The sequence below is a fragment of the Methanococcoides seepicolus genome (assembly GCF_023684405.1).
In the GTDB taxonomy this organism is placed as follows: domain Archaea; phylum Halobacteriota; class Methanosarcinia; order Methanosarcinales; family Methanosarcinaceae; genus Methanococcoides; species Methanococcoides seepicolus.
Window position 1 is genome coordinate 48,015 of the sequence record NZ_JAGSOI010000002.1, and the last position, 25,271, is coordinate 73,285.

A 25,271-nucleotide genomic window follows, 5' to 3' on the forward strand; every position below is an offset into this window, starting at 1 on the left:
CCCCCAGAATTAAGATCAAAATTTTGATCTAATCATATTATTGCTACAAACACAGTTAAAGTTTTCATTTGCACAGATTGTTGCTTACACTTAAATATCAGCAATCCTTCAATTTATTTGATGTGTATTGCAATCCCCGGGAAGATAACAAAACTGCTAGACGAATATACAGCAATGGTAGATTTTGGAGGAGTGGAACGAAAAGTGAACCTTGACCTTATTACCGGCTCTGAAGAGATCATACCCGGACTGAACATACTGGTTCATGTGGGATATGCCATCTCCATAATTTCCGAAGATGAAAGAAAAGAAATATCAGAAATTCTTGAACAATTGGAGAATGATGAATAATATGTCCATGGAGGCAAAGCTGCTAAAAAGTATTTGTGATCGTTCAAGGCCCATCCGCATCATGCATATCTGTGGTACCCATGAAAGAACGATCTCACGCTATGGATTACGGAACGTATTGCCAAAAGAAATAGAAATATTGAGCGGTCCGGGTTGCCCCGTATGTGTTACCCCAGTTGAGGATATCGACATTGCGATCGCACTTGCAAGATCTGGCATAATAATAACATCTTATGGAGATATGCTTCGCGTTCCCGGAAGCTCAATGAATCTTATGGAAGCACGATCAGAAGGATGCGATATAAGAACGGTCTACAGTATCGATGATGCAATTACAATAGCAAAAGAACATCCCAGTCGTGATGTTGTGTTCTTTGCCATAGGATTTGAAACTACTGCACCCACCAATGCGGCCACGCTTTTACGCAAGCCCCCTAAGAACTTCAGTTTACTCACATCACACCGACTGATCCCACCAGCTCTTTTACATCTGCTCGATGAAACGAACATAGATGCATTCATAGCCCCTGGGCATGTTTGTGCCATTACAGGCATACAACCATACCAGCAATTTGCAGACCTGGGGTTTCCAATCGTTTCTGCCGGATTTGAAGCAAATGATGTGCTGCTATCCATCCTCATGTTGCTGGAACAGAGTCGTTTAGGCAGACCCATTGTTGAAAATGCATATCCGAGTGTTGTAAGAAGAAAAGGAAATTTGAAGGCACAGGAAATGATGGCAAGTGTCTTTGATGTTGCAGATGCACAATGGCGAGGACTTGGCACTATTAAGAACTCAGGACTCAAGCTAAAGAATGAATTTGCAGATCATGATGCGGTATTGGTTCATGAAAATGTGATCAGGTCCTACAAAAAAGAGACATCGTATGAACGTATCAATGTTGACAAATGCAGATGTGCTGATATTTTGAAAGGCAAAGAAGAACCCGATCATTGCCCACTCTTTGGAACAGATTGTACACCTGTGACACCAATAGGTTCCTGTATGGTCAGTCAGGAAGGTATGTGCTACAACTGGTATCAGTACAGGAATGTGTGAAAATGCACGAATATTCACTTGCCTGCGAGGTTGTTAAAAATGTCATGTCCATAGCAGAGGCAAACCAGGCAAAGGAAATCAGAACTATAACCCTTGGAGTAGGAAAGCTGACACATATAAATCCGGAGCAGTTATTGTTCTGTCTTAAAACACTGATGACAGATACCATTGCAAAGGATGCAGATATCGTATTGCAAGCAATATTCCCGAATATGGAATGTGAATGCGGATATTATGAAAAAGGCGAGGTCATATATTCTGCAACTAAAAGAGAAGCTAAAGAAAAGAGGAATATTTTGGATTTTCTCAAAGAGCCGGATGAATTCCATGGGATAAGAGCATTCTTTGAGACGCCTTGCCCAAAATGTGAGAAGATGTTACATGCATCCGGCGGCAGGGAACTTATTATCCAGAGTATCGATATTGAACAATGATATTTTAAGAGAATGATACGATGTTAATGCATGTAATAAATGTAGGTCACGACGTGCTTAAAGCAAACGACATGCTTGCAGAGAAAAATAAGGAACTTCTTGACAAAAATGGTGTGTTCGCTATCAATATAATGGGTGCCATAGGGTCAGGCAAGACAACCCTTATCGAAAAAGCAATAGAAATACTTGGAGATCATTATCGTATAGCAGTAATTGCAGGCGATGTAGTAGCGGATATGGATGCCGCAAGATTTGCAAAGCTTGGTATTACAACGATTCCTGTGAATACCGGACGTGAATGTCACCTTGATGCAAACCTTATAGAAAATGTCCTAAGCTCAATGAACCTTCGTGATATTGACATCCTATTCATGGAAAATGTAGGAAATCTCATCTGTCCGACAGATTACAAACTTGGAGAACATCTACGCATAGTGATAGTGAGCGTTACAGAAGGAGATGATATCGTACTCAAACATCCAATGATCTTCAGATCCGCAGATGTTGCAGTGATCCACAAAACAGACATTGCAGAAGCAGTTTATGCAGACTGCGAGAAAATGGAACGTGATGTGAGACAACTGAATCCAAACATCCCGATCCTGTTGACATCGATACGCGATACTGAAAGTATCGAACAGTGGTGTTCGAAAATATCATCTTATATTTAAAACTTCATACCGAAGCAGGAATTATGACAAAAAAAAACATCATCACAATGGAACACGGTGCAGGCGGTCAAGTCATGCAGGGATTGATCAGCAAGTCGATACTAGGCAACATTTCAAACCGATCGGCAGGAACAGTCGGACTTGACGATCTTGATGATGGTGCCACCATTGCCTTACCTGCAGACTTTAATTCCAGTTATGAAATTGTCATTACCACTGACAGCCATGTTGTAAAACCATTGTTCTTCCCAGGAGGAGATATTGGGAAATTGGCTGTTTGCGGAACTGTGAACGACCTTACAGTAATGGGGGCCAGACCAGTTGCTTTGACATGTGCCATCGTCGTAAGTGAAGGATTTGAAAGGGAGATACTTGAAGAGATAATCCAATCCATGGACCTTACAGCAAAGGAGGCGAGGGTTGCCATTGTAACCGGGGATACCAAAACAATACCAAGAAATGAACTGGATTCCATAATAATAAACACCAGCGGGATAGGTTTTGCACCCCGAATTATAAGGGACAATGGCCTTAGCCCGGAAGATATGATAATACTTACGGGCACCATAGGGGACCACGGAATTTCATTATTGTCACATCGGGAAGGGTTCAACTTCAATACTAAACTGGAATCTGATGTTTCACCACTGAACGATCTTCTGGAAAAGTCGCTACAAATAACAACACATGATGGAAGAAGTGCCATAACAGCGATGAAAGATCCTACAAGAGGAGGATTGTCTGCCAGTATCAATGAAATGACACAGAAAAGCAATGTTGGCGTGATCCTTGAGGAAGAGGATATTCCGATCAAAAGCGCAGTAAGGTCTGCATGCGAGATGCTGGGGCTGGACCCATATGAGATCGCAAACGAAGGTAAAGCCATTATGGGCGTTAGACCGGAGTATGCTGATGAAGTACTGGAGCTACTGCATAGCCATAAATATGGAAAGGATGCAGCTATTATAGGAAAGGTTGTTGCAGAACATCAGGGGAAGGTGTTACTAAGAACACCCATTGGAAGTCTGCGTCAATTGAACATGCCTGTTGGAGACCCCATTCCAAGAGTATGTTGACATCCCTCACTCCCTTAACTGCTCACTTCTGCAACAGTACATTTATCTCAGAAAGAAGTTGCTCATCGGTCTTGTCCTTAGTATCGATACCAAGGTTTGCTGCCACCTTATTCACATCGGGCTTATTTTCAACCCCGGAATACGAATCTTCAAGAGAACGTTCAAAGTCCTTTAATGAAAGTTCCGATTCTTTCTGTGCTTTTTTAAACTCACCCATGGAAGTTCCCATTGAGCGTGCCAGTTCCGGCAACTTACTTGCACCAAAAAGTAACAATAATCCTGCGAATATAAGTAATAGTTCGCCAGACCCCAATCCTCCGATCATTAATTTCACCCTCCATTACATAATTCTGTTACATATATTTGTGAACATATTGCTTATAAAATGTCGGTTTACCCATCACTTCGCCTTCACAACATCCGCAAGAAGATCTAATAGTTCATCACTGGACTTCCCACGCACATCTATACCAGAAGATATTGCCATTTCCATGATCTTCCTGTCAACATCCTTTCTGTCAACATCATGATAAAGATCAAGATCGTTCAAGCCCAATTCTGTGGCACGCTGTGCTTTCTTAAAATCACCTACTGCTTTACCAAGTGAGTGTGCAAATTCCGGGATCTTGTCAGGACCAAAAATAAGTAATGTTGCGATCAGCACAACAAATACTTCAAGAGAACCTATCATCTTTATTAAAATAATGATGTTCGTTCTTTAAATAAATATTGTTTTGCCTGTAAACTTATCTGGATACCAGCAATCCAATCTCAAATAAAATAACAATCAGAAGTGCACAAACAAACTGTGCTATAAAAGTTAGATCAGGAGACAGTGAAAATGCAAATGCCAGGATCGAACTATACACAAGGATGCGCATTTTGCGCAGTGATCTGCACTCCACAATATTCATTTTTGTTGCAAAGAACATCAATACAGGTATCTGGAAGATCAGACCTGACCCCAGGATCAGAGTTATGACCACTGAAATGGCTTTTGCTACCGAGATCTGATCATCTGCGATCATCCCGGAATACAACACCACATTATCAAATATCATTGGCACCATGAACAAAAAAGCAAGGCCCGCACCTAAAAGAAAGAAAATGAATGATACAGGAACGATGCTTATGCAGAATCTCCGCTCATTGGGATAAAGGCCTCTTGCTGCAAACCTGAACCCTTCATAGAATACTAAAGGGAAAACAAATATGACTGCCATCAAGAACGAAAGTCGGATCCTGAGGAATATCCATTCCAACGGAGAGTATACGGTCATCCCGATAACATCAGGAAAGAACTTATGCCACATCTGTTGCAAGATCAATTCAGAAAACGGATAAAAAACACATATGAAGAGGAACATGACAAGGATGATCGCAATGGAACGATCACGTAATTCTGCCAGATGGGAGATCAACGGCTCTTCGAAGTCGCCATCTACACCACCAATAAAAATATCACGAGATCCGCTTTCAAGACATCTTTGCTTTTCCATATAACCATAATAGGTTTGGAATATATGCAATAAAAACATAGTACATGATAAGAGGAGCAGAATAAGTTGACATCTTATACAGAAGATATGAACATAATAGCTGCTGAAATGCGAAAGAAGCTATACCTATTCATAATCGTCCTTTTTACTACTTTTTCAGTATCTTTTCAGTTTACAAACCCATTGATAAGAAATATCAAGGAAGGACTGCTGCCAGAAGGTGCAAAACTTGTCTATGTCTCACCCCTTGAAGTGATCTTGCTCAAAATAAAGATAGCATTGGTGATAGGACTATTTGCCCTACTTCCGCTTGTGCTTTTTTTTGTGATAAGCCCCCTTATAAAGAACAGAAATATACAGATACAGATAAGCAAACGATGGTTGACGATGTCAGCATTTTTTGCGATAGCTTTGTTCGTTACAGGTGTGGCCTATGCATACTACATCATGTTACCACTGTTCATTAACTATCTATACCTTAACGCAAGCACATCAGGGGTCATTGCTACTTACTCGATATTCAGTTTCATTTCTTTTGCAGTACAAGCATCCTTCATATTTGGAATAGTGTTCGAAACACCGCTTTTCCTTACCCTGCTAACAAGGTCCGGCATCGTACAATATAAAGTACTCCTTGAGTACCGCAAACATGTCTATGTATTCTGCCTTATTGCAGGTGCAATAATAACACCACCGGATATTATTAGCCAGATAATGGTAGGAATTCCACTTATCATCTTCTTTGAACTGAGCCTTTTAATAGTCAGATATACCGGTGGTAACAGGAACTAAGGTCAGATCGAGCCGAATATCATTATTCCCACCTGCTCAGCCCTGCTACGATGGCTTGTCCAAGTGATATACCCCCATCTCCGCATGGCAACCTTCTGTGAGAAATAAACCTTATTTCAGAAGCATTCACCTCATCAGCTATCCTTTTAGCAATGTGTTCATTATACGCAACTCCACCTGTCAATCCAATGATATCAACATCACATTTTTTTGCCGACCTTAGTGCAAGCTCTGCCACCCCCAAAGCAAAAGCGTCTTCAAAGGCGTATGCAAGCTCTGAAACAGAATGCTCCCCGATCCGATCATACAGCTCATGCAAAAGCATCCCGGAATCAAATACCCCATTATTTAAGACAAGCGGCAACTCAACATCAGAGTTAATACCCCCCCTTGCAACTGATTCCAGTTTCATGGCAGGTTCACCTTGATAACTTCGATAACTACAGATTCCCAAAAGTGCAGATGCTGCATCCAAAACCCTTCCAGCACTGGTAGACATGACCGTATTTAGATCCTTATCCAATTGGTCCAGCACAACATTTGCTTCCTTTGGACCATTCTTCAATCCCAGATCCAATTTCAATAGTTCATCCCGACCCACAATATCCTTCAGCATCCCCAGAACCATTCGTCCGGGATAATATGAAGCAATATCCCCTCCTGCCATGGGTTGTGGTTTTAAGTGAGCCTGTCTATTGTAATCCGTATAGGTCGTCTCTAAGATTTCCCCGCCCCAAACACTGCCATCCCCACCATATCCGACCCCATCAAGAGCTATACCAATTATCCTAGAATCCTTTTCCAATTGAGCATCCGCCATAAGGGATACAACATGTGCATGATGATGCTGAACAGGCACAACATTATCAACACCATGCTCCAATGCAAATTTAGTTGTACTGAACTGGGGATGAAGGTCACAGCCCCAAGATTCAGGTGTGATCGAAGTCAGTTCTCCAAATCTATTGAATAACTTCTGATAATACGTTGCCACCTCAAAATGAGCCATGTTGCCTATGTGCTGGGATATGTAAGCTTTATTACCTGTTGCAAAAGTCATTGTGGTGTTCAGTTCCGCTCCTACCCCCACAGAGGGGTCTATCATAAAAGGCAGATCTAAAGATCGTGGCACATATCCACGTGAGCGACGAACGAATAGCGGACCCCTTGAAGTGGACCTTCTCACAGAATCGTCAACCCGGTTCTCTATTTTCAGATCATGCAGGAGATAATTGTCCGCTATTTTTGCCATAGCCTTTATGGCAATATCATTGTCCAGAACCATTGGAAGATCGGGTAGGTTTGCCGAGGTCATTACATACACAGAAGCCAAAGTGTTATGGAAAAGAAGATGATGGATACCAGAATAAGGCAACATCACACCAACATTGCACAATTGCGGAGAGATCGACGACAGAGACAGTATATTTTCCCTTTTATCTAAAACAACTATAGGATTGCTTACATCACACAACAGTTCTTCTTCTTCGGAATTAACAAAGGCAAATGACCTCACATGCCCAATGTCCTTTGCCATGACTGCAAATGGTTGCTGTGGTCTTTGGAGTTTTCTCCTTAGCAATTCCACCACATTGTCCTTTGAAGCATCACATATAATGTGGAACCCTCCATATCCTTTAACGGCAATGATCTTACCTGAATCGATCGCTTTTGCACAATCCACGATCGCACTATTACCAAAAGAGCTGGAGTTGCCATTTTTATCTGCAAAGGTGATGTTGGGACCACAGTTCGAACAGCAAATTGTTTGCCCATGGAAACGACGATCTGAACAGGAGATGTATTCCTGAGCACAATAAGCGCATGGAATAAAAGCACCCATGGATGTATTTTGCCGATCATAGGGAAGTGCATGTGAGAATGTATAGCGAGGCCCGCATTCCGTGCAGGATATGAAAGGGTACTGATAGCGCCTGTCATAAGGATCGAACAATTCATTGAGACACTTAGGGCATATACCAACATCCTATATCATTATCGAATCAGGAGTTGTTTCGGATCTACTGTCAAGGATAGAAAAATCCCTGTAATTGGAATTGATCGATCCATTCACCTCAACTGTATCGATCTTGCTCCGAGGTGGATTTTTAAAATTGAGGTCATATAGAAATCGATCGATATTTGACATATTACCTTCGACTACGATCTCCACACGCCCTCCGGTGTTTCTGACATAACCATGCAGACCATATTTTTTAGCAATGCGATAGATGAACGGGCGAAATCCCACACCCTGTACGACACCCCTTACCAGTATCCTCTTGCAACCCCCAGCCATTGTTTTTTATTCGTCCCGATGTTTTAAGATGTTTTTAATAGATACCTATATTAGAAGGATAATGCCTATTTAAGTTCATTAGTGGAGAATTTGTCATGACGCATGATGCTGCAATTGGAAGGATCATAAAAGCCCGGACTATAAGCGATGCATGGTATCGAGGACTCAATGTCATATGGAACCATGGAAGTGTGATTACCGATGAGCGTGGGAGCCAGATACGCGAATTCATGAACCTTATGGTGGTTATCGAGGACCCATACAGTAATGAGATACCTGAGGATAGCGCCTGGAACCATGAGAGGCTGGAGGAATATGCAAAACAGCTTATTACAGGTGAAAATGCACAGGATTTCGAATACACCTACGGTCAACGGCTCAGGAACTGGGATGGTAAGGTCGACCAGATAGAGTATGTCATCGAGAAACTGACAGACAACAAGACAACACGCAGGGCTACTGCCGTCACATGGGTACCAACGATCGATACCGAAGTGGATGAAGTGCCATGCATGATAATTGATGATTTTAAAATACGGGATGAAAAAGTACATCTTACAACATTGTTCAGAAGCCATGATTTTGCCGGCGCATATCCTGCAAACCTGTATGGGCTTTCAAAACTGCTCGAATATGTTGCAGAGGAAGTAGACCTTGCCCCAGGAACGATAACGACCATGAGTGTTTCCGCACATATATACGACCATGACTGGGACAAGATCGAGAAGATCATTAAAGGGGTGCAGTAAATGAAAGTTACAGTAGGAAGATCAGGAGTGCACGGAGAGATCTTTGCCCCTCCTTCAAAAAGTTACACTCACAGGGCTATCACAGTTGCAGCCCTCTCAAAAGAATCCATTATCCACAGACCTTTGATCTCAGCAGACACCCAATCAACGATAAAGGCCTGTGAGATGTTAGGTGCATACATAGAGAAGGATGGAGATAAATTATTGATAAGCGGTATTGATGGAGAACCACAAACTCCTGATAACGTTATCGATGTTGGCAATTCCGGAACAACGCTTCGTTTTATGACAGCCGTTTCTGCCCTTGGCCAGGGAACTACCGTTCTTACAGGAGATAATTCCATAAGATCAAGGCCTAATGGACCACTGCTCAATGTATTGAACGACCTTGGAGTTCAGTCCATATCAACACGAGGGAATGGGTGTGCACCTATTGTGGTGACCGGAGGATTAAAAGGTGCTATCGCAAAGATAGACGGTTCCATAAGTTCACAGTTCATATCCGCACTTCTGCTTGCATGCCCACTGACAAAGAACAGTACGACACTCTCAATAAAGGGAGAACTGAAATCCAAACCTTATATCGATGTCACATTGGACATTCTGGAGAAAGCCGGTGCTGAGATATATCTGGAAGAGAATCATAGCCTTAAGTTTATAATACCTGGTAGCCAGAAGTACAGGCTCAAGGAGTATACAGTTCCCGGAGACTTTTCCTCGGCTTCATATCTTCTTGCAGCGGCTGCAATGACCGATACGAAGATCAAGGTCAATAATCTGTATCCATCCATGCAGGGAGATATTGCCATCATTGATATCCTCAAGGAAATGGGTGCCAATATCTACTGGAACAAAGAGGAAGGAACCGTGGAAGTGAATGGAGGCAAACTTCACGGCATCACAATGGATGCCGGTGCAACACCTGACCTCGTACCTACAGTCGCGGTCCTCGGTGCAGTTGCAGAAGGTGAGACGGTCATTACCAATGCCGAACACGTCAGATACAAGGAAACCGACAGGCTTCATGCAATGGCTGTAGAACTTAATAAAATGGGAATCTCCACAAGTGAGGAAAAGGACAAGCTCACCATAAAAGGAGGAGAGCTTAAAGGTGCAGATGTCCATGGCTGGCACGACCACCGCATAGTGATGTCGCTGACACTTGCCGGAATGATAGCCGGTAATACGACCATCGATAATGCAGAAGCTATCTTTATCTCATATCCGAACTTCTTCGATTCAATGCGTTCTATCGGAGCGGATGTGATCCTAAGCGAACAGTGACGAAGAAGACATATTTTCTTCAGGTCAGCTTCCCATGATATACGATGTAGTGGTTGTCGGCGCAGGACCAACTGGCTCTACAGCAGCGCGTTACGCAGCAATGGCCGGTGCGAAAGTGCTCATTATCGAAGAGCATGCTTCCATCGGGACTCCTGTGGAATGCACAGGATTGCTGAGCACACGTGCTGTTTCGGAATGTGATGTACGTCCTGAAGATGATTTCGTATTGAACAGTGTTCGCGGGGCTTTCGTGCATTCCCCTAACGGATCCTGCCTGCCCATTGATGGAAAACGGACAAAGGCCTATGTCGTTTCCAGAAAGATATTTGACCGCCATCTTGTCTCGCTTGCAGTTGATACCGGAGCAGAGCTCATGCTTAAGGGCAGGGTCACAGGGATACAACAAAAAAACGGGATACAACTCCTTTCGGTCATCCACATGGGAAAGATGATAACCGTCAGATCGAAAATCATCATCGGTGCAGATGGTGTCAAGAGCAACGTTGCCAGATATACAGGGCTTGGAAAGGTTGACAGGATCCTTTCAGGAGTACAGACCGAAGCACTTTACAGCTCAAGTGACACTGATTTTGTGGAACTGTTCGTTGGTTCACAGGCACCTGGGTTCTTTGCCTGGACAGTACCTGTCAATGAAAGAATATCAAGGATAGGACTGGCAGTAGAACCCGGAAATGAACACAACGCAATGAACTACCTGCGGAACATTGTGAATAAGAACGAACATCTTGCAGGTAACTACACCAGCAACATGCTTGACCTTGTTGTCGGAGGAATACCGATCGGTCCGCTTAAGAGGACATATTCAGATGGCGTCCTCATTGCAGGCGATGCCGCTGGACAGGTTAAACCCACTTCAGGAGGAGGGGTTTATACCGGTGCGGTTTGTGCAAAGATAGCTGGACAAGTTGCAGCCGAAGCTGTTAGTGAGGAGAACTTTTCGGCAAACAGACTGAAAGAATATGAAAGCAGATGGAAAGCAGCTCTTGGTCGTGAACTTAGAACAGGAATGAGGATACACGATTTCATGGGCGGGCTGACCGACAAAGAACTGGATGACCTTATCGGTTCAATGAACAATAATGCGCTCCTCGAGCTTATCACAAAATACGGAGATATGGACCATCCGTCCATACTTATCAAAAAGCTACTGAACCCTATGAACTCACGTCATTTGATAGGGGTTTTCAGAGCATTTGCAAAAGCTGTTCTGTGAAAGCATCAATAGATACTTACGCCTTTTACGCCGGGAAGCTGTAAGATATCACTGACAAGATCTCCCGGTACTTTGGAATCAGTGATTATGGTCAACTTTGCTTCGTTGTTGAAATAAGGATCATCTGATACCGCCTGCCTGATACTGATGTTGTAGGAAAAGATCAACTTTGAAACGCTGTACAGGATACCAACGTTCGCAGCATCATCAGGAGTAATTATTATCACACCAAGACCAAGAGCGGGAGCTACATCACGAAGGAAAGGTATGGACGTGACGTTCTGGAAGATATTCTTCAATAGTTCATCCGAGAGTATGGTTTCAGTAGTTGCATCTACGACCCTGCGATCCACACCTGCCTCTTTTGCAAGCTGAGTGTGAGGGATCTCTATCGAGCCTGATGTTACCTTTCTATCGCCATTTACCTGAAACCCACGTTCGAAGAGTAACTTAATTACCTTCTGCTGTGCAGGGTGTTTTTCGAACTTCTTGAGTACTGTGCTCCACATGATTACCATCTTGTTTCCCAAATTATAAAGATTTAAGCTCTAATCCATACTAAAAAAGAAATAAAGAAATAAATATTCCGTTCATGGGTCCTGACACAAAAAAATCAGATCAATATCAGCCCTTTGAACAAAAAGATCTTCCCGATTATTTTAAAACGAAAATGGCATATATTTGCTGCCTCAAATATATGTAATGTATGCATTTCTTGAACAGGTCTCAATGTATGCACTTTTTTGAACAGGAATCAGTGCCTGTAGCTTGATATTACATCATTGACCATTTCATGGGTGCTTTCATGTATATGAAGGCTCATTTTCCCTTCAAGCGCTTCAATTGCTTGTGTCAGTTCTTTAACAGATTCATCTATTGACATAGGAGTTTGATCACAATCCCCCCCAAAACATTTCAGGATCTTGAAAAACTTAAATATATCAGGGGCATCCAGATTGTTTTCTTTTACAAGCACATGATCTGAAAATATATCCCTTGTTGGCCCCTCTGCCACTATAGACCTGTTCAGGACGTAGACCCTGTCTGCCAGCTCAGAGAGAGCATTGATATCGTGCATTGCTATTACAGTGGTGATACCATGGTTCTTGTTCAGGTCATTGATCACTCTTATTAGATCTGCCCTGCTTTTAGGATCAAGGTTCGCTGTAGGCTCATCGAGTACCAGGACCCTTGGCTCCATGGAAAGAACTGCTGCAAGAGCCGCCTTTTTCTTCTGGCCAAAGCTCATGTGATGAGGTACTTTGTCCTCGAATCCTTCAAGACCGACGGTTGCAAGTGCTTTTTTTACCCTTCTGTCCACCTCTTCTTCACTAAGTCCCATGTTAAGGGGTCCGAATGCAATATCATCATAGACCGTAGACATGAACAACTGGTCGTCAGGTTCAGCAAAGACAACTCCGACCTCCCTGATCCTGTCTTCGGTCTTCATGCTCCCGATATTGTTGCCAAATATTTTCACATTGTCCTGCTCAGCGCGGATGACACCATTAAGATGAAGGAAAAGAGTGGTCTTCCCGGCCCCATTTGGCCCCATTATGACGATCTTTTCACCCTGTTCGATCTCAATATTTACATTATCCAGTGCTTTTGTACCATCAGGATAAGAATAGTTCAGATCTGTTATACTTATAGCCGTTTTCATGATAAGGACATCCCATATATTATAAATATCAAAACAGTACCAATTAAGATCGCTGCCAATCCGTAATCTGCAGTCTGCATTTTAAATTTAACAATTGTCCTGGACTCTCCGGTGTAACCTTTTGAGGCCATAGAATGATAGACCCTTTCAGCTCTTTCATAGCTCCTGACAAGGATCATGCCAACTATATTGCCTATGATGGAAAGGGAATGCTTGTTTGCTTTTACCTTAAAACCTTTGGCTTTCATTGATGTCCACATGCTAAGGAACTCATCAATAAAAACAAAAATGTACCTATAAGAGAACATCAGCGTCTGGACAAAAGGAGAAGGTACCTTAAGTGAATGAAGTGACTTCATCGTAGTATCCATTTTCGTTGTCCCAAGCATGATCAGAGTAAGCATGATCGATGTTGCTGCCCTTATAACTACAAGGCTGCCATAATAAAGACCATCATAACTGATACTAATTCCGTTATAGGAATAAAGGACATTTCCATCTAATGCAAAAGGCATTACTATCAGAAATGGCATAACAAAGATCAAGCCTGGTTTCATCCTATTGAAGATAAATCCAAAAGGAATTCTTGATACAAGTAAAATGAAGAATGAAAAAAGCAGGCTTACAAATGCGATCCTTATATCTTCTATAAAAACAAAAGAAAAAATAAGAAGGGTAAAAGTAATTATTTTTGCCCTTGGGTCAAATCGATGAATAAGAGAATCAAGTTCTGCATATTTATCAATCTCAGGGTATTTCATTTCAATTACTCCACCAATTAATTATTTCCTTTCTTTGAGGTATAGACCATTGCAATTCCTGCAAGTCCCATAAGGTATCCAAATCCGGTGAAGATCCTCATGAAAAGAGGAAGTTCAACTGGCTTGTTGTTGCCACCTGTGGCATTTACTATAGCATCACCTTTGTGACCAAACTGATCAACGACCACATGGTATTGTGTAACACCTTCAACCGGTGCAAAACTTAAGAAACCATCTTCATCGGTCTCTCCTTCATAAAGGAGCTCTTCGGTATCTGCATTAAGTATCTGGTACTCTGCCAATCCCATTGGTGCATCGCCTTCATAGAAAGCCTTTACAATGATCTCATCGCCACTGAACTGTTCTACGAAACACCTATGTGCAGATGCAGTTGGTATAAGTGACATACACAGAATTAATAATATTGTTATAGTGAAAATTTTGGTGGATCTCATTTTTTGTCCTCCTTGTTAAGTGGAAGAAGTTCTGGCTTTACCTTTGCAAGGTAAGCTACTACTGATGCTGTTACTATTGTTTCAATTACCATTATGAGCATGTGTGGGATCACTACAAGCTTTGCCATCATTTCGAATTGCTCTCCTGCTGTAATAAGTGTTATAGCCAGGAAGACCGTGGTCAGAAGTATTGCAAGACCTCCACAAATACCGCCAATAGCAGGCTTTGAAAGTCCCATACCCGAACCTTTCCTGAATACTGCATAACAGATCAAAGCAGGTACACCCACATTGAAACTGTTTATTCCTATCGTGGTTATGCCCCCGTGCTGGAACAACAATGCCTGAAGTACCAGACCAATGAACATTGCAGGATATGCAAGTGCGCCAAGGACAACACCCAGTAATCCATTCAGGATAAGATGTACACTTGTAGGTGGTACGTTTATGTGAATAAGTGAAGCAACAAAAAAAGCTGCTGTGAATACGGATAGTTTGGGGATCTGTTCTGCAATGCTGCCCTGTTTTTGAGCCATCTTGAAAGCAAATGCAATAAAAATTATTGAAACGATCCAGCCAAACGCTATAACAGCTGGAGATAGTACCCCGTCTGAAATATGCATTATATATCACTCCTTGAAAATAAAATAGAATGAAAGGGGATTTGGAACCCCCTTTCAATATTAGTTACTTATTTCCTTCTAAAAAGACAGATTGCACCAAGGATACCTGCAATTGCAATTGGGAATCCAAATCCTGGTGTGCTATTACCTTCAGCTTCTGTTGAGACTTCGGAAGGTTCTGCTGCAACTGCTTCAGGTGCTGCTGCAGGATAGAGGGCAGCTTCAAGTTTCTCGGACTTTTTCTGGAGCTGTTTTGCTTCATACTCTACCTTGTGGACAGCGTCGTGTGATGCAGATGCATGGGTAAGGTATGGTTCCTCAAGCTCAAGAATTTTGTGAACAGCCTCATTTTGGGCCAGAAGCTCGTCCATGACCACCTGTGCGTGGTCATTGATCTCACCGATCATGGCCTTGACAGCAGCTTCATTTGCAGCCGGCTCTGCAGCGAGGGTCTTTAGCTCATCGATGTCCTCGAGAATTTCCTTTGATGCATGTTCTGTGGTATGGGACGCAAGGTGTACTTGCTTGGCATAGTCCCTCCATTGCTGATCAAGTGACTCATCTTTGACTAAACACTTAGTCTCAAGAAGTATGGTGGTAGAATCATCAAGCATATCGTTTGCAATTCCTTCCATAGCTGTTACGTGTATTCCAGCATCGCCTTCAAGTACTACAGCTTCTGCAAAACCAAGGTCTTCCTCTACTTCTGCAGCGTGGGTCTTGATGTGATCTGCAATTGAACCTGCTTCGGTTACAGAGTTTTTGATATCTGCTGCATACTGCTGGTGTGATTCAGGTGCATCAGAAAGCATCTTCTGAAGGTCTGCGTCCTTGCTGTCGATAAGCTCAAGTGCTTCATCAGCATGTTCGTTGATCTCACCAAGGGCGATCATGATCTCCTCTTCATTTGCTTCAGGGTCAGCAGCGAGTACTTTAAGCTCCTCTGCATGTTCCTTAATGTGCGCTCCGATATGTTCGATATCATGGGAAGAAAGATGGATAGATTCTCCTGCAGCCCTGAGGTCATCATCCAGACCTTCATCATCGGCAATTAACATGGTCTGGTCGTGAATTGTTGCGGACATCTCAACAAGTTCTTCTGCGTGCTCAATAACCTCATCGATAGCCATATTCGCATCCCCGTGAGCGGATGCAGGCAATACGCTTGCTACCATTAGGACAAGTGCTATTATTGCAATTCCAAATATTTTATTAAAATTCATATATTCTCACCTATATTTTAACTCAAACATCCTGATATTTCAAACATCATAACATTCATACTATGTTTTGTGTTACAGGCTGTAAAATAGAATCATATATATATAGTTTACCGTTTGATAACATTTGTATACATGTTGGGTAATAGTTGTTAATTGAAGCTACCCCATATCAAATTTGCAATGACAAATAAACAGTAACATCGTAAACTTTAAAAAGATAAATAAAAAGAGAAGGGCATATCACATCTGAATAACCGCCGGGTAACAGTGTAAACTTTCGAAGAATAAACTAAGTGATGCGGCACAACCCAGGCGGCTTGAAAAAGAAAGACATTTTAAGGATAAAGTATTACAGGTGTTAAATCAAAAAGAAAACTCAATTAGATATGATGTTTTTTACAGACAGGTTCCTATTCAAAAAAACGGACTGTTCTTAAACCGTTTTGTCACCAAGAAATATAAAGGACCTGTGATGCCTTAAACTACAAAGTTTCACAGTCGTACACATTCAAGGAGGTAATTTATGAAATTATACAAAACTTATGAAGATCTTCCAAAGATTAAGCTCCTAAAGGGACAGGAAGTAAGCATAAGTGATAGTACCCTACGTGATGGAGCTCAGATGCCCGGTATTGTATTAAAGGCAGATCACAAAGTAAAGATCTATGAGTATCTGCACAACATCGGAATTGAAAAACTTGAGACATTTGTGTATAATGACCGTGACAGAAACGCCATTAGCATGATGTTGGACAGAGGTTATGAGTTCCCAGAGGTCACCGGTTGGGCAAGGGCTGCCACCAACGACATTGATCTGGTACTGGATATCGGTGCTATCGAAGAGACGGGAATATTGATGTCCGTCTCAGATGTACACATTTTTGACAAGATGGGACTGCCAAGCAGGGAAGCTGCCGAGGAAAAATACCTTGATGCATTACAATATGCAGTAGACCACGGGCTTAGGACACGTGCACATATTGAAGATATGACACGTGCTGATAACATTAATTTTGTTTATCCATTGATCAAGAAGATCCTTGAGATCGATCCAAAATGCACCATCCGTCTTTGTGACACCATTGGATTCGGGGTTCCATTTGCAGATGTTGAAGAACCATTCGGCATACCCGAGATGGTCAGACATGTCAAGGAAGAACTAAAAGCTGTCAATATCGAAACCCATTGTCACGATGATTTCGGTCTTGCTGTAGCAAATTCCATTGCTGGATACTGGCACGGTGCCAACTGGTCAAATGTGACTTTCCTCGGCATCGGCGAACGTGCAGGTAATGCTGAATTGGAGAAGTTGCTGCTGTTCCTTGGAAGAAGGGTAGAAGGCTTTGATAAGTACAATCTCGAATCCCTTTTCGAATTTGCTAAATTCATGGAAAGAGAGATAGGTATCAGGATCCCAAGGAACAAATCCGTTGTAGGGAACAATGTCTTTGCACACGAATCCGGTATCCACACAGCAGGCGTCATCAAGAACCCATTCACCTATGAACCCTATCCACCGGAAGCCGTTGGAGGAAAGAGGGCTTTCCTTATAGGCGATTCATCAGGTATTGAAGTTCTGCGATTCAAGGTAGAGGATACACTTCATGATCTTCTGGACGTCAAGATCAGTGTCGAAAAGAACGATCCACGTCTCAGGGCTATACAGAAGGATATACAGAACCTTTACAACAATGAAAAACGTGTTTCATGCATCTCAGATGAAGAGATACAGGCATACGTTGAAAAATACTTCCTCTTCGAGCCTATCGTTGAGAAAAGTATGGGAAGAAAGACCCTCTGAAAGCTTGTCCGCTAATATGCGGATAAGCAACATTCTTTTTTTAAAATTCGATGATCATCACAGATATATGATCGAACAGTGATAGCTTTAGATTCATCCCTCTATACCATACCAAAATTGTGAGCTCAATAGTAATTGAACAGACTTTTATAGATAGAATTACAAAATTACTTTTGTTCTTTAATTAGTAAGTTCGGGATCCCAGGGAGTGAAAGCATGTTATTTGGAGAATATCAACTAACGACCTATACAATAATTGCATTGTTCGTTCTTCTTACAGTACTAAGTTACATTCTCCGGAAAACCACCATATTAACCCGGGACAAAATGATAAAACAGATCATACTTTCCGTAGCCACTCTTCTCGGAATTGTTCTGATATTACTCACATTGCCAATAACAGATAATTCAAAACAAACCCTTTTGAGCTTTTTAGGAATACTACTCGGTGCTACCATTGCACTGTCGTCGACAACATTTGTTGCAAACGGCATGTCAGGCATGATGTTGAACCTTATCAAACCATTCAAAACAGGTGACTATATAAGAATAGGAGACGAATTTGGGAAGGTCTCGAACATAAAAATACTTCATACACAGATACAATCCATTGACCGTGATCTGATAAACATCCCAAACCTGAAACTCGTCTCAAATCCACTGGTCACAATAAGCACATCGGGAACAATTATTTCTGCCACCGTTTCATTGGGATACGACACACCATGGAAGCATATCGAAAAGGATCTGATAAGAGCAGCAGAGAGAACAGACCTTGAAAGTCCATTTGTACATGTCACAGAACTAAATGATCATGCTGTAACATACAAGGTAGGAGGTCTTCTTCGGGACATATCAGGATTGATCACAAAAAGGTCCGATCTGAAAAAAGCAGTTATTGATGCCCTTCATGAAGATGATATTGAGATAGTTTCACCCACCTTCATGAACCAGAGAGTATATGAGAAAAATGCTGTATTCATACCATCCTGCCCGGTATGCGATACAAAAGAAAATGTGCCTGCACCTTCTGATGAGTATGTGCCGAAAATGTCAACTGAAAACATAATATTTGACAAAGCCATAGGTGCAGAGCTTATCAAGAAGATAGATATGACCATGGGACGTCTTGATAATAAAATTGCAGACTTCAGATCGCTTTTCAGTACGACCTCAAATGGTGATATGTTCGTAACAGAACTAGAAGAGATGGAATCCATCGAGAAACAAAAGGTAGAACTGGAAAACTCATTCAAAATCATGAAAGAAACTTTTGAAAAGGAAGATGATAAAACTCCTGATGCTATAAAACTTAAAACGCTTCAGTATGTTGATTCTAAATCAGAAGAGCTGGACAATGAGATGGGGAAACTTCTTGAGAAATTGAAAGAAAATATTGACTAAATAAAACGATCTCATTTGGTTAACGGAGAACGAACAATTAAAAGAAGGTGCATAAGGCGTGAAGCCTTATGCGAAAAAGTCCCATTCTCGCCAGAGCCGGACTTACGTATAATTTTTAATTTACAACTTTGAGATGATAGCGTCGGTCATCTCGCTAAGAGCTGCATTTCCACCAAGGTCATAGGTGAGATGCTTGCCTTCTGAAATGACATCCTCTGTTGCCTTGAAGATCTGTGCAGATTTGTCGCTTTCACCAAGGTAGTCAAGCATCCATGCGCCTGCAAGAATGGTTGCAACAGGGTTTACCTTGTCCAGACCTGCGTATTTTGGTGCTGAACCGTGTGCGGGTTCGAACATTGCAAAGTTGTCCCCGATGTTTGCGGAGTAGATAAGACCGATACTGCCGATAAGTGCAGAACATTCCTCACTGATGACATCCATGAACAGGTTGGTTGAAAATTGGACTACGTCTGAAGATTTGGCCATTAATGGGACTCATTACGGTTATTATGATGGATTAGGCGTCTATGAAGCAACATTTACGAATACAACCTTCACCTATGAATATCTAACGCCGGCAGACACCTATTACGGTTCCTTTGATGTATTATTTTATGACAACGATGAGGGATTTGTCCTGTTGAGATGCACTGATAACAATGATCCGGAAGAGATCGGCAAATATCAGAAAATTTTATGGACAGAGAACTCCGGCAGTTATACGGTCAGTTATACGGTCAGTTATACGGAAACGTCCTTTGACGGAATCCACATCACGAAAACTGACGATTTCATGATAGAAGACGCATCTGTCTTCCCAACCCAAGCAGAAGCGGAAGCTTTAGCTCCCTAATCACATTGCTTATTTAGATACTAAAAAGCCCCGGCCGAAACCGGGGCTTTCCTTTTGTTTCCACAATAAAATTAAATAGAATCGATAATCCCATTCAAAGTCGCACTAGGTCTCATGGCCTGGGATTTCAACTCCTCATCTGGAGCGTAGTATCCTTTGATATCCATAGCTTTGCCCTGAGCTTCTAACAACTCATTGGCAATCTTCTCTTCATTTTCCATCAGAGCTTTAGCTACAGGTTCAAAAATCGCTTTTAATTCGCTATCTTTCTCCTGATCAGCCAGAGCCTGAGCCCAATACATTGCCAGATAAAAATGAGATCCTCTGTTATCAATCTCATTCACTTTTCGGGAAGGTGATTTTCTGTTTTCCAGAACCAGCTCTGTCGCTTTATCCAATGTTTCTGCTAAAACCAGAGCTTTAGGATTATCAAAACTGTTGCCCAGATGCTCCAGAGAAACAGCTAAGGCCAGGAATTCTCCTAGAGAGTCCCAACGCAGGTGACCTTCCGATTCAAATTGCTGTACGTGTTTGGGTGCCGAACCGCCGGCACCTGTCTCGAAAAGTCCACCGCCATTCATTAGGGGAACGATTGATAGCATTTTCGCACTGGTTCCCACTTCCAAAATGGGAAAGAGGTCTGTCAGATAATCTCTCAAAGCATTTCCAGTCACAGAGATTGTATCTTTGCCCTCTTTAATTCTCTCCAATGAAAACTTGGTCGCTTCAACGGGAGCTTTGATCAATAGTTCCAGGCCATCAGTATCATAATCTTTCAAGTATTTGGTCACTTTTTTAATGAGCTGTGAATCGTGAGCTCTTTTCTCATCGAGCCAGAAAACTGCAGGATTGCCTGTCGCTTTGGCTCGTTTAACGGCCAGCTTGATCCAGTCCTGAACGGGTGCGTCTTTCACCTGACACATGCGGAAGATATCTCCTTCCTCTACCGGCTGTTCAATGAGTACATTATTGTTGTCATCGATAACTTGAACTTTTCCTGTACCAGTCATCTCAAAGGTCTTGTCATGTGAGCCATATTCTTCAGCTTTTTGCGCCATAAGCCCCACATTGGAAACGCTTCCCATTTTTGATGGATCAAAGGCACCGTGTTTTTGACAGAACTCAATAGTTTCCTGATACACTCCCGAATAAGAGCGGTCTGGAATTATGGCTTTCATATCTTTCAGTTTCCCGTCTGGTCCCCACATGCCGCCTGATGAGCGGATTGCTGCAGGCATGGAAGCGTCGACGATAACATCGCTGGGAACATGGAGATTGGTAATTCCCTTATCGGAGTTAACCATAGCCAATGCCGGTCTCTTGGCATACACAGCTTCTATATCTGCTTTGATTTCAGCCTGTTTGTCTTCAGGCAGATTCTGGATTTTTGTATAGAGATCTCCCAGTCCGTGGTTGGGATCTACACCCAATTCTGAAAGCAGATCACCATATTTATCAAATATCTCTTTAAAGAAGACCTTAACCACATGACCGAAGATAATAGGGTCGGAAACTTTCATCATTGTCGCTTTCAAATGAACGGAGAATAAGACATCTTTAGCTTTGGCATCTTCTATCTGTTCAGCCAGAAATGCCTGAAGCGCTTTTTTGTTCATAACAGCTGCATCAATGATTTCTCCGGTCTGAAGAGGGGCTTTGTCTTTTAATAGTGTTTTATTACCAGCGTCATCTGTAAAGAAAATTCTGAAATTGGTAGCCTCTTCAATTTCAACAGATTTCTCACTGCCGTAAAAATCTCCGCCGGTCATGCTGGCTACATGGGATTTGGAATCGGACTTCCATTCTCCCATGGAATGGGGATATTTTTTCGCATAATTTTTTACAGCTTTAGGAGCTCTGCGGTCAGAATTCCCTTCTCTCAATACAGGGTTAACAGCACTGCCCTTGTTAATATCGAATTTCGCTTTGATCGCCTTTTCTTCATCATTAGAAGGATCTTCGGGATAATCGGGCAGATCATATCCCTGAGCCTGGAGTTCTGCGACTGTCGCTTTAATCTGGGGAACTGAAGCGCTGATATTGGGTAGTTTGATAATGTTGGCTTCCGGAGTTAAGACCATCCCTACCAATTCGGAAAGGGCATCGGAAATCTTCTGGTCCTCTGTCAGTCTTTCGGGAAACTGGGCAATGATTCTTCCCGCCAGGGAGATATCCCTCGTTTCCATAGTGATTCCGGCGTTTTTCACATAAGCCTGTACAATAGGCAGGAGCGAACTGGTTGCCAAAGCCGGAGCTTCATCGGTTTTCGTATAAATGATTGTCGATTTCTGTGCCATGTTAATCCTTTTCTCTGTAAATTAATAACATTTTATCGAAGCGAAGCCTTTATTCTATATAAAAAGACCCCATCCCTTTTTACCCATGTTGACCGAGCGTACAAAAAATCAATGTTACCTTTTCTTAGATGTTTAAAGCTGGTTGTGCAAGTAACCTACATAACCCCTTTCTTACTAGCAATAGGTAATATGCTACAGTCTCATTCAGGATTGACTTGAATGATATCGAAAAGGATACCATCTTCAACAGCTTGCTCTGACGTGTAAGTATAGACAACTTCACCAAAAATATCATCCATACTATCACATCTCTCTATGGATTGCTACAACAAAGGTTGATCTGTCAGGTGCTATAACAACAAAGCCACTATCATTAGATATTGTTCCTGCAATGACGCCTATACGTTTGGCATCCGACAGGACTCCTGCTTCTTCAAGTGTCAGTACTTCATAGGATAGGATTTCCCCTCCCTCATCGTCTTCATCTTCCCATGTTTTGTTCCATATTGCATCCTCAAGAAATGTCTTAAAATCAGATTCGGTAGTCATAGTTTATCACCGAAACAATTTATTCGAGACATTCCTAATGTAAACTTTGGAATATTAGTTATGATGAATTTGGAGGTAGAGGTATGTAATGAGATTGGTGCATGGGAGTATGAGAATATAGCTTAATATCAATAGACACATAACTTATAGGTGCAAGTCCTTTTTGATATCACTTAGTAACATTTATATATTATAACATAATGTTTTACAAAATATCAAAATATTAGTAAAGAGTGTTGATTAATACTATGCTTCCTGACAATGATATTAAAGAATATTTAAGCGCTTCACACATTAATGCGATTACATCTATTGCAGGAGCGAAAGCAGAAATGAAGTTCAGGGATCATGGTGTAGATGGTTCATTCAGAGCTCTTACAAACCCATATGGAACTAGAATATTAGATTCTTCTTTTTCAGTTGATTTCCAAGCAAAATCAACTGTAAATTGGACTCTCAAAGATGACTATGTCATATATAATCTTGAAGTAAAAACATACAATGATATGGCTTCTCGACATTCAGCAAGCTATGCAAGTCCTTTAATTTTAATATTACTTTGTTTACCTAAAGAAAAGGATAAGTGGGTAAGCATTTCTGAAGATCAATTAGTAATGACTAAATGTTGTTATTGGCATATGATTAAGGGTCCAATGACTGAAAATAAAGAAAAAATCACAATTCGCATACCATGCAATAACTTATTTGAGCCAGGAATAATAAAAGAACTATTGGAAAAGCTTGAAAGGGGTGAGGAAATATGAGTATAGCTATCCAAAATATTCTCAGTGAACACTCTCTTAATTTGTCTCGTTTGCTTGAGTACCTTAAACTCTCTGGATGGGAATTGGATGAACATCCTAATCCAAATATATTTTTGTGTTCTTATTCAATCAATGAGCAAATTGTAAAATTTGTTATCCCAAAAGATGAACAAATTATCGATTACAATGAAAGGATTGCAGATGCTATTAATATTATTTCTTCTGTCGAAAATAGGGAAGAATCAGCGGTTATTAAATCAATCCTCAAATTGAATAAAGACATATTTAATGTTCGATTATGGAAAGGTTCTTCGATAGATTCTATTAGCTACAACGACGCTCTGAAAATAATGAGTTCAATCAAAAAATTAATGCAATACTCTGCATCCTCTGAGCAAGACCCAAGAGGATATTTTGCGAAACCATTGGCAAGAGGAAACTCCTTTATAAAGAATTGTCAATTAGGGCACACATTCCATGGAAGTTTTGGTTTCACTATTGAATGTCCTGAATATCCAATAAATAATTTTCTTTCTGAGTTTTCAAATGATTTATCTACTCCTTTAACTCGTAAAATCATTATTAGGATCATAAAAGGTCTAAATGATGTTAAAACAGGATCTATGGATAAGGAAACTATATTTAAAAATGTAACAGATGGTCTTAATGCCAACATGTGTGAAGCACTACTAGAAATTGTTGATGATTTAAAAATTGATGTTGAATATTCTGTAGATTGGTCGAAAAATTATAATATTTCAGAGGATTCAATATATAAATATCCAGTTTCCCTTGGAAGAAACGATGTTGAATTGTTGAATTTTATTAAAGAGCAGTTGATGCCACATGATCATGAACAAGTGCTTATAATCGGAAAAGTGATCGAATTGAAGGCTGATGCAATTTATGAAACAAAATCTGAAAAATCACCACATACAATTAAAATTGAAACGTTGCATAATAATAAACCGATAAAGATTAGTTTAGACTTAAATGCCAAGGACTATGTAAAAGCCGGTAACGCTCATTTTGGTGAAAAGTTAATAGAAGTTCAAGGGCAGTTGCAAACGATTGGTTTCAGCTACTCTTTAGATAATCCTCGTTCTTTCAAACAGTCTACTGAACACTCAATGAAAACGGTTGAAATCACAGATGAAATACAAATTAAGGAACCTCAAAAAGGATTATCTGACTGGTTCTAATACAAAATATGTACATTGAATAATGCTTAAAATAAAGTCCCATACTCTAATATCCCTCATCCAAAGAACGATAAGCACAAGAAATCTACATGAGAATCTGGATAGAAGGTAAAGGACAGTACCACACGTAATAATAAGTAGGTAAATACTAAAAAGATATAAGATATGGAGTATCAAAATCCTGATATATACTTGCAATGATTGTTTAATTTATGAAAATTAATAAG

The 25,271-nt window shown here is 41.2% G+C and carries 27 protein-coding genes and 1 pseudogene; 14 read left to right on the forward strand and 14 right to left on the reverse strand.

Annotation, left to right across the window (positions count from 1 at the left end):
- Window positions 1-120 precede the first annotated feature (120 nt).
- From KDK67_RS00825 to hypE, 5 genes are read left to right on the forward strand one after another with little or no spacing between them, the layout of a single operon-like run.
- Complete coding sequence (locus tag KDK67_RS00825; protein ID WP_250866948.1) at window positions 121-351, forward strand: HypC/HybG/HupF family hydrogenase formation chaperone; 231 nt, start codon at window positions 121-123, stop codon at window positions 349-351.
- Window positions 341-1,411: a hydrogenase formation protein HypD gene (gene hypD / locus KDK67_RS00830; RefSeq protein WP_250866949.1), complete on the forward strand. Its 1,071-nt coding sequence runs from the start codon at window positions 341-343 to the stop codon at window positions 1,409-1,411. Before KDK67_RS00825 ends, hypD begins: the two co-directional genes overlap by 11 nt.
- 2 nt (window positions 1,412-1,413) lie before the next feature.
- Complete coding sequence (locus KDK67_RS00835) at window positions 1,414-1,845, forward strand: hydrogenase/urease maturation nickel metallochaperone HypA (protein ID WP_250866950.1); 432 nt, start codon at window positions 1,414-1,416, stop codon at window positions 1,843-1,845.
- A 26-nt stretch (window positions 1,846-1,871) separates the two neighbouring features.
- Window positions 1,872-2,516, forward strand: coding sequence for a hydrogenase nickel incorporation protein HypB (gene hypB / locus KDK67_RS00840; protein ID WP_250866951.1), 645 nt, complete (start codon window positions 1,872-1,874; stop codon window positions 2,514-2,516).
- 23 nt (window positions 2,517-2,539) lie between these two features.
- Entirely contained in the window at window positions 2,540-3,592 is a 1,053-nt protein-coding gene (gene hypE / locus KDK67_RS00845) for a hydrogenase expression/formation protein HypE (protein ID WP_250866952.1), read from the forward strand.
- Window positions 3,593-3,614: 22 nt separating this feature from the next.
- On the opposite strand, the gene tatA is transcribed toward hypE, so the two are convergent.
- From tatA to tatC (KDK67_RS00860), 3 genes are all read right to left on the reverse strand, one after another.
- A complete protein-coding gene (tatA, locus tag KDK67_RS00850) occupies window positions 3,615-3,917 on the reverse strand; it encodes a twin-arginine translocase TatA/TatE family subunit (RefSeq protein ID WP_250866953.1) in 303 nt (100 codons plus the stop codon).
- Window positions 3,918-3,992: 75 nt separating this feature from the next.
- Window positions 3,993-4,283 (reverse strand): twin-arginine translocase TatA/TatE family subunit, encoded by a 291-nt coding sequence (locus KDK67_RS00855; protein ID WP_250866954.1) that lies wholly within the window; start codon window positions 4,281-4,283, stop codon window positions 3,993-3,995.
- Window positions 4,284-4,338: 55 nt separating this feature from the next.
- On the reverse strand, window positions 4,339-5,091 hold the full coding sequence (gene tatC / locus KDK67_RS00860) for a twin-arginine translocase subunit TatC (protein ID WP_250866955.1): 753 nt from the start codon (window positions 5,089-5,091) through the stop codon (window positions 4,339-4,341).
- A gap of 66 nt (window positions 5,092-5,157) precedes the next feature.
- Between tatC (KDK67_RS00860) and tatC (KDK67_RS00865) the strand changes: the two genes are divergently transcribed.
- Window positions 5,158-5,883 carry a twin-arginine translocase subunit TatC gene (gene tatC, locus KDK67_RS00865; protein WP_250866956.1) on the forward strand — a complete coding sequence of 242 codons (726 nt, stop codon included), beginning with the start codon at window positions 5,158-5,160 and terminating at the stop codon, window positions 5,881-5,883.
- Window positions 5,884-5,905: 22 nt separating this feature from the next.
- Here the strand turns inward: tatC (KDK67_RS00865) and hypF are convergent, their stop codons facing one another.
- Entirely contained in the window at window positions 5,906-7,861 is a 1,956-nt protein-coding gene (hypF, locus tag KDK67_RS00870; RefSeq protein WP_338101218.1) for a carbamoyltransferase HypF, read from the reverse strand.
- A 9-nt stretch (window positions 7,862-7,870) separates the two neighbouring features.
- On the reverse strand, window positions 7,871-8,182 hold the full coding sequence (locus KDK67_RS00875) for an acylphosphatase (protein WP_250866958.1): 312 nt from the start codon (window positions 8,180-8,182) through the stop codon (window positions 7,871-7,873).
- A gap of 95 nt (window positions 8,183-8,277) precedes the next feature.
- Between KDK67_RS00875 and KDK67_RS00880 the strand changes: the two genes are divergently transcribed.
- Genes KDK67_RS00880 through KDK67_RS00890 form a run of 3 tightly spaced genes read left to right on the forward strand, consistent with a single transcriptional unit; the run spans window position 8,278 to window position 11,449 of the window.
- A complete protein-coding gene (locus KDK67_RS00880) occupies window positions 8,278-8,931 on the forward strand; it encodes a thymidylate synthase (protein WP_250866959.1) in 654 nt (217 codons plus the stop codon).
- Window positions 8,932-10,215, forward strand: coding sequence for a 3-phosphoshikimate 1-carboxyvinyltransferase (aroA, locus tag KDK67_RS00885; RefSeq protein WP_250866960.1), 1,284 nt, complete (start codon window positions 8,932-8,934; stop codon window positions 10,213-10,215).
- Between the two features lie 34 nt (window positions 10,216-10,249).
- Window positions 10,250-11,449 carry a geranylgeranyl reductase family protein gene (locus KDK67_RS00890; protein WP_250866961.1) on the forward strand — a complete coding sequence of 400 codons (1,200 nt, stop codon included), beginning with the start codon at window positions 10,250-10,252 and terminating at the stop codon, window positions 11,447-11,449.
- 5 nt (window positions 11,450-11,454) lie between these two features.
- On the opposite strand, the gene KDK67_RS00895 is transcribed toward KDK67_RS00890, so the two are convergent.
- From KDK67_RS00895 to KDK67_RS00920, 6 genes are all read right to left on the reverse strand, one after another.
- Complete coding sequence (locus KDK67_RS00895; RefSeq protein WP_250866962.1) at window positions 11,455-11,958, reverse strand: TrpY family transcription regulator; 504 nt, start codon at window positions 11,956-11,958, stop codon at window positions 11,455-11,457.
- A 245-nt stretch (window positions 11,959-12,203) separates the two neighbouring features.
- Window positions 12,204-13,112 (reverse strand): energy-coupling factor ABC transporter ATP-binding protein, encoded by a 909-nt coding sequence (locus KDK67_RS00900; RefSeq protein WP_250866963.1) that lies wholly within the window; start codon window positions 13,110-13,112, stop codon window positions 12,204-12,206.
- Entirely contained in the window at window positions 13,109-13,873 is a 765-nt protein-coding gene (gene cbiQ / locus KDK67_RS00905; RefSeq protein ID WP_250866964.1) for a cobalt ECF transporter T component CbiQ, read from the reverse strand. Before cbiQ ends, KDK67_RS00900 begins: the two co-directional genes overlap by 4 nt.
- A 17-nt stretch (window positions 13,874-13,890) precedes the next feature.
- The gene (locus KDK67_RS00910) at window positions 13,891-14,328 is read right to left on the reverse strand and encodes a hypothetical protein (protein ID WP_250866965.1); all 438 of its coding nucleotides are present in this window, start codon (window positions 14,326-14,328) and stop codon (window positions 13,891-13,893) included.
- Entirely contained in the window at window positions 14,325-14,951 is a 627-nt protein-coding gene (gene cbiM / locus KDK67_RS00915) for a cobalt transporter CbiM (RefSeq protein WP_250866966.1), read from the reverse strand. The genes KDK67_RS00910 and cbiM overlap by 4 nt, the downstream gene beginning before the upstream one ends.
- A gap of 68 nt (window positions 14,952-15,019) precedes the next feature.
- Window positions 15,020-16,174 carry a PGF-CTERM sorting domain-containing protein gene (locus KDK67_RS00920; protein WP_250866967.1) on the reverse strand — a complete coding sequence of 385 codons (1,155 nt, stop codon included), beginning with the start codon at window positions 16,172-16,174 and terminating at the stop codon, window positions 15,020-15,022.
- A gap of 523 nt (window positions 16,175-16,697) precedes the next feature.
- Between KDK67_RS00920 and KDK67_RS00925 the strand changes: the two genes are divergently transcribed.
- Window positions 16,698-17,975 carry a homocitrate synthase/isopropylmalate synthase family protein gene (locus KDK67_RS00925; protein ID WP_250866968.1) on the forward strand — a complete coding sequence of 426 codons (1,278 nt, stop codon included), beginning with the start codon at window positions 16,698-16,700 and terminating at the stop codon, window positions 17,973-17,975.
- Window positions 17,976-18,191: 216 nt separating this feature from the next.
- Complete coding sequence (locus tag KDK67_RS00930) at window positions 18,192-19,379, forward strand: mechanosensitive ion channel family protein (RefSeq protein ID WP_250866969.1); 1,188 nt, start codon at window positions 18,192-18,194, stop codon at window positions 19,377-19,379.
- Window positions 19,380-19,499: 120 nt separating this feature from the next.
- Here KDK67_RS00930 and KDK67_RS00935 read toward each other — a convergent pair.
- Window positions 19,500-19,844 (reverse strand): annotated as a pseudogene (locus KDK67_RS00935) (isocitrate/isopropylmalate family dehydrogenase); the annotation flags it as partial.
- 13 nt (window positions 19,845-19,857) lie between these two features.
- Here KDK67_RS00935 and KDK67_RS00940 point away from each other — a divergent pair.
- On the forward strand, window positions 19,858-20,232 hold the full coding sequence (locus KDK67_RS00940; protein ID WP_250866970.1) for a hypothetical protein: 375 nt from the start codon (window positions 19,858-19,860) through the stop codon (window positions 20,230-20,232).
- Window positions 20,233-20,303: 71 nt separating this feature from the next.
- Here the strand turns inward: KDK67_RS00940 and KDK67_RS00945 are convergent, their stop codons facing one another.
- Both KDK67_RS00945 and KDK67_RS00950 read right to left on the reverse strand, forming a co-directional pair.
- On the reverse strand, window positions 20,304-22,529 hold the full coding sequence (locus KDK67_RS00945; RefSeq protein WP_250866971.1) for an NADP-dependent isocitrate dehydrogenase: 2,226 nt from the start codon (window positions 22,527-22,529) through the stop codon (window positions 20,304-20,306).
- A gap of 303 nt (window positions 22,530-22,832) precedes the next feature.
- Window positions 22,833-23,078, reverse strand: coding sequence for a hypothetical protein (locus KDK67_RS00950; RefSeq protein WP_250866972.1), 246 nt, complete (start codon window positions 23,076-23,078; stop codon window positions 22,833-22,835).
- Window positions 23,079-23,326: 248 nt separating this feature from the next.
- Between KDK67_RS00950 and KDK67_RS00955 the strand changes: the two genes are divergently transcribed.
- A complete protein-coding gene (locus KDK67_RS00955; RefSeq protein WP_250866973.1) occupies window positions 23,327-23,842 on the forward strand; it encodes a DUF4365 domain-containing protein in 516 nt (171 codons plus the stop codon).
- On the forward strand, window positions 23,839-25,044 hold the full coding sequence (locus KDK67_RS00960; protein WP_250866974.1) for a hypothetical protein: 1,206 nt from the start codon (window positions 23,839-23,841) through the stop codon (window positions 25,042-25,044). The genes KDK67_RS00955 and KDK67_RS00960 overlap by 4 nt, the downstream gene beginning before the upstream one ends.
- Window positions 25,045-25,271 lie beyond the last annotated feature (227 nt).

Excerpts from the sequence above, each read along its gene's own strand:
- cbiM (WP_250866966.1), bottom strand. The coding sequence starts at position 14,951 with ATGCATATTTCAGACGGGGTACTATCTCCAGCTGTTATAGCGTTTGGC.
- hypD (WP_250866949.1), top strand. The coding sequence starts at position 341 with ATGATGAATAATATGTCCATGGAGGCAAAGCTGCTAAAAAGTATTTGT.
- KDK67_RS00920 (WP_250866967.1), bottom strand. The coding sequence starts at position 16,174 with ATGAATTTTAATAAAATATTTGGAATTGCAATAATAGCACTTGTCCTA.
- KDK67_RS00895 (WP_250866962.1), bottom strand. The coding sequence starts at position 11,958 with ATGTGGAGCACAGTACTCAAGAAGTTCGAAAAACACCCTGCACAGCAG.
- KDK67_RS00960 (WP_250866974.1), top strand. The coding sequence starts at position 23,839 with ATGAGTATAGCTATCCAAAATATTCTCAGTGAACACTCTCTTAATTTG.
- KDK67_RS00955 (WP_250866973.1), top strand. The coding sequence starts at position 23,327 with ATGCTTCCTGACAATGATATTAAAGAATATTTAAGCGCTTCACACATT.
- KDK67_RS00855 (WP_250866954.1), bottom strand. The coding sequence starts at position 4,283 with ATGATAGGTTCTCTTGAAGTATTTGTTGTGCTGATCGCAACATTACTT.
- cbiQ (WP_250866964.1), bottom strand. The coding sequence starts at position 13,873 with ATGAAATACCCTGAGATTGATAAATATGCAGAACTTGATTCTCTTATT.
- KDK67_RS00875 (WP_250866958.1), bottom strand. The coding sequence starts at position 8,182 with ATGGCTGGGGGTTGCAAGAGGATACTGGTAAGGGGTGTCGTACAGGGT.
- KDK67_RS00825 (WP_250866948.1), top strand. The coding sequence starts at position 121 with ATGTGTATTGCAATCCCCGGGAAGATAACAAAACTGCTAGACGAATAT.
- KDK67_RS00950 (WP_250866972.1), bottom strand. The coding sequence starts at position 23,078 with ATGACTACCGAATCTGATTTTAAGACATTTCTTGAGGATGCAATATGG.
- tatA (WP_250866953.1), bottom strand. The coding sequence starts at position 3,917 with ATGATCGGAGGATTGGGGTCTGGCGAACTATTACTTATATTCGCAGGA.
- KDK67_RS00925 (WP_250866968.1), top strand. The coding sequence starts at position 16,698 with ATGAAATTATACAAAACTTATGAAGATCTTCCAAAGATTAAGCTCCTA.
- hypE (WP_250866952.1), top strand. The coding sequence starts at position 2,540 with ATGACAAAAAAAAACATCATCACAATGGAACACGGTGCAGGCGGTCAA.
- hypB (WP_250866951.1), top strand. The coding sequence starts at position 1,872 with ATGCATGTAATAAATGTAGGTCACGACGTGCTTAAAGCAAACGACATG.
- KDK67_RS00910 (WP_250866965.1), bottom strand. The coding sequence starts at position 14,328 with ATGAGATCCACCAAAATTTTCACTATAACAATATTATTAATTCTGTGT.
- KDK67_RS00835 (WP_250866950.1), top strand. The coding sequence starts at position 1,414 with ATGCACGAATATTCACTTGCCTGCGAGGTTGTTAAAAATGTCATGTCC.
- KDK67_RS00945 (WP_250866971.1), bottom strand. The coding sequence starts at position 22,529 with ATGGCACAGAAATCGACAATCATTTATACGAAAACCGATGAAGCTCCG.
- KDK67_RS00890 (WP_250866961.1), top strand. The coding sequence starts at position 10,250 with ATGATATACGATGTAGTGGTTGTCGGCGCAGGACCAACTGGCTCTACA.
- KDK67_RS00880 (WP_250866959.1), top strand. The coding sequence starts at position 8,278 with ATGACGCATGATGCTGCAATTGGAAGGATCATAAAAGCCCGGACTATA.
- KDK67_RS00900 (WP_250866963.1), bottom strand. The coding sequence starts at position 13,112 with ATGAAAACGGCTATAAGTATAACAGATCTGAACTATTCTTATCCTGAT.
- tatC (WP_250866955.1), bottom strand. The coding sequence starts at position 5,091 with ATGGAAAAGCAAAGATGTCTTGAAAGCGGATCTCGTGATATTTTTATT.
- KDK67_RS00930 (WP_250866969.1), top strand. The coding sequence starts at position 18,192 with ATGTTATTTGGAGAATATCAACTAACGACCTATACAATAATTGCATTG.
- aroA (WP_250866960.1), top strand. The coding sequence starts at position 8,932 with ATGAAAGTTACAGTAGGAAGATCAGGAGTGCACGGAGAGATCTTTGCC.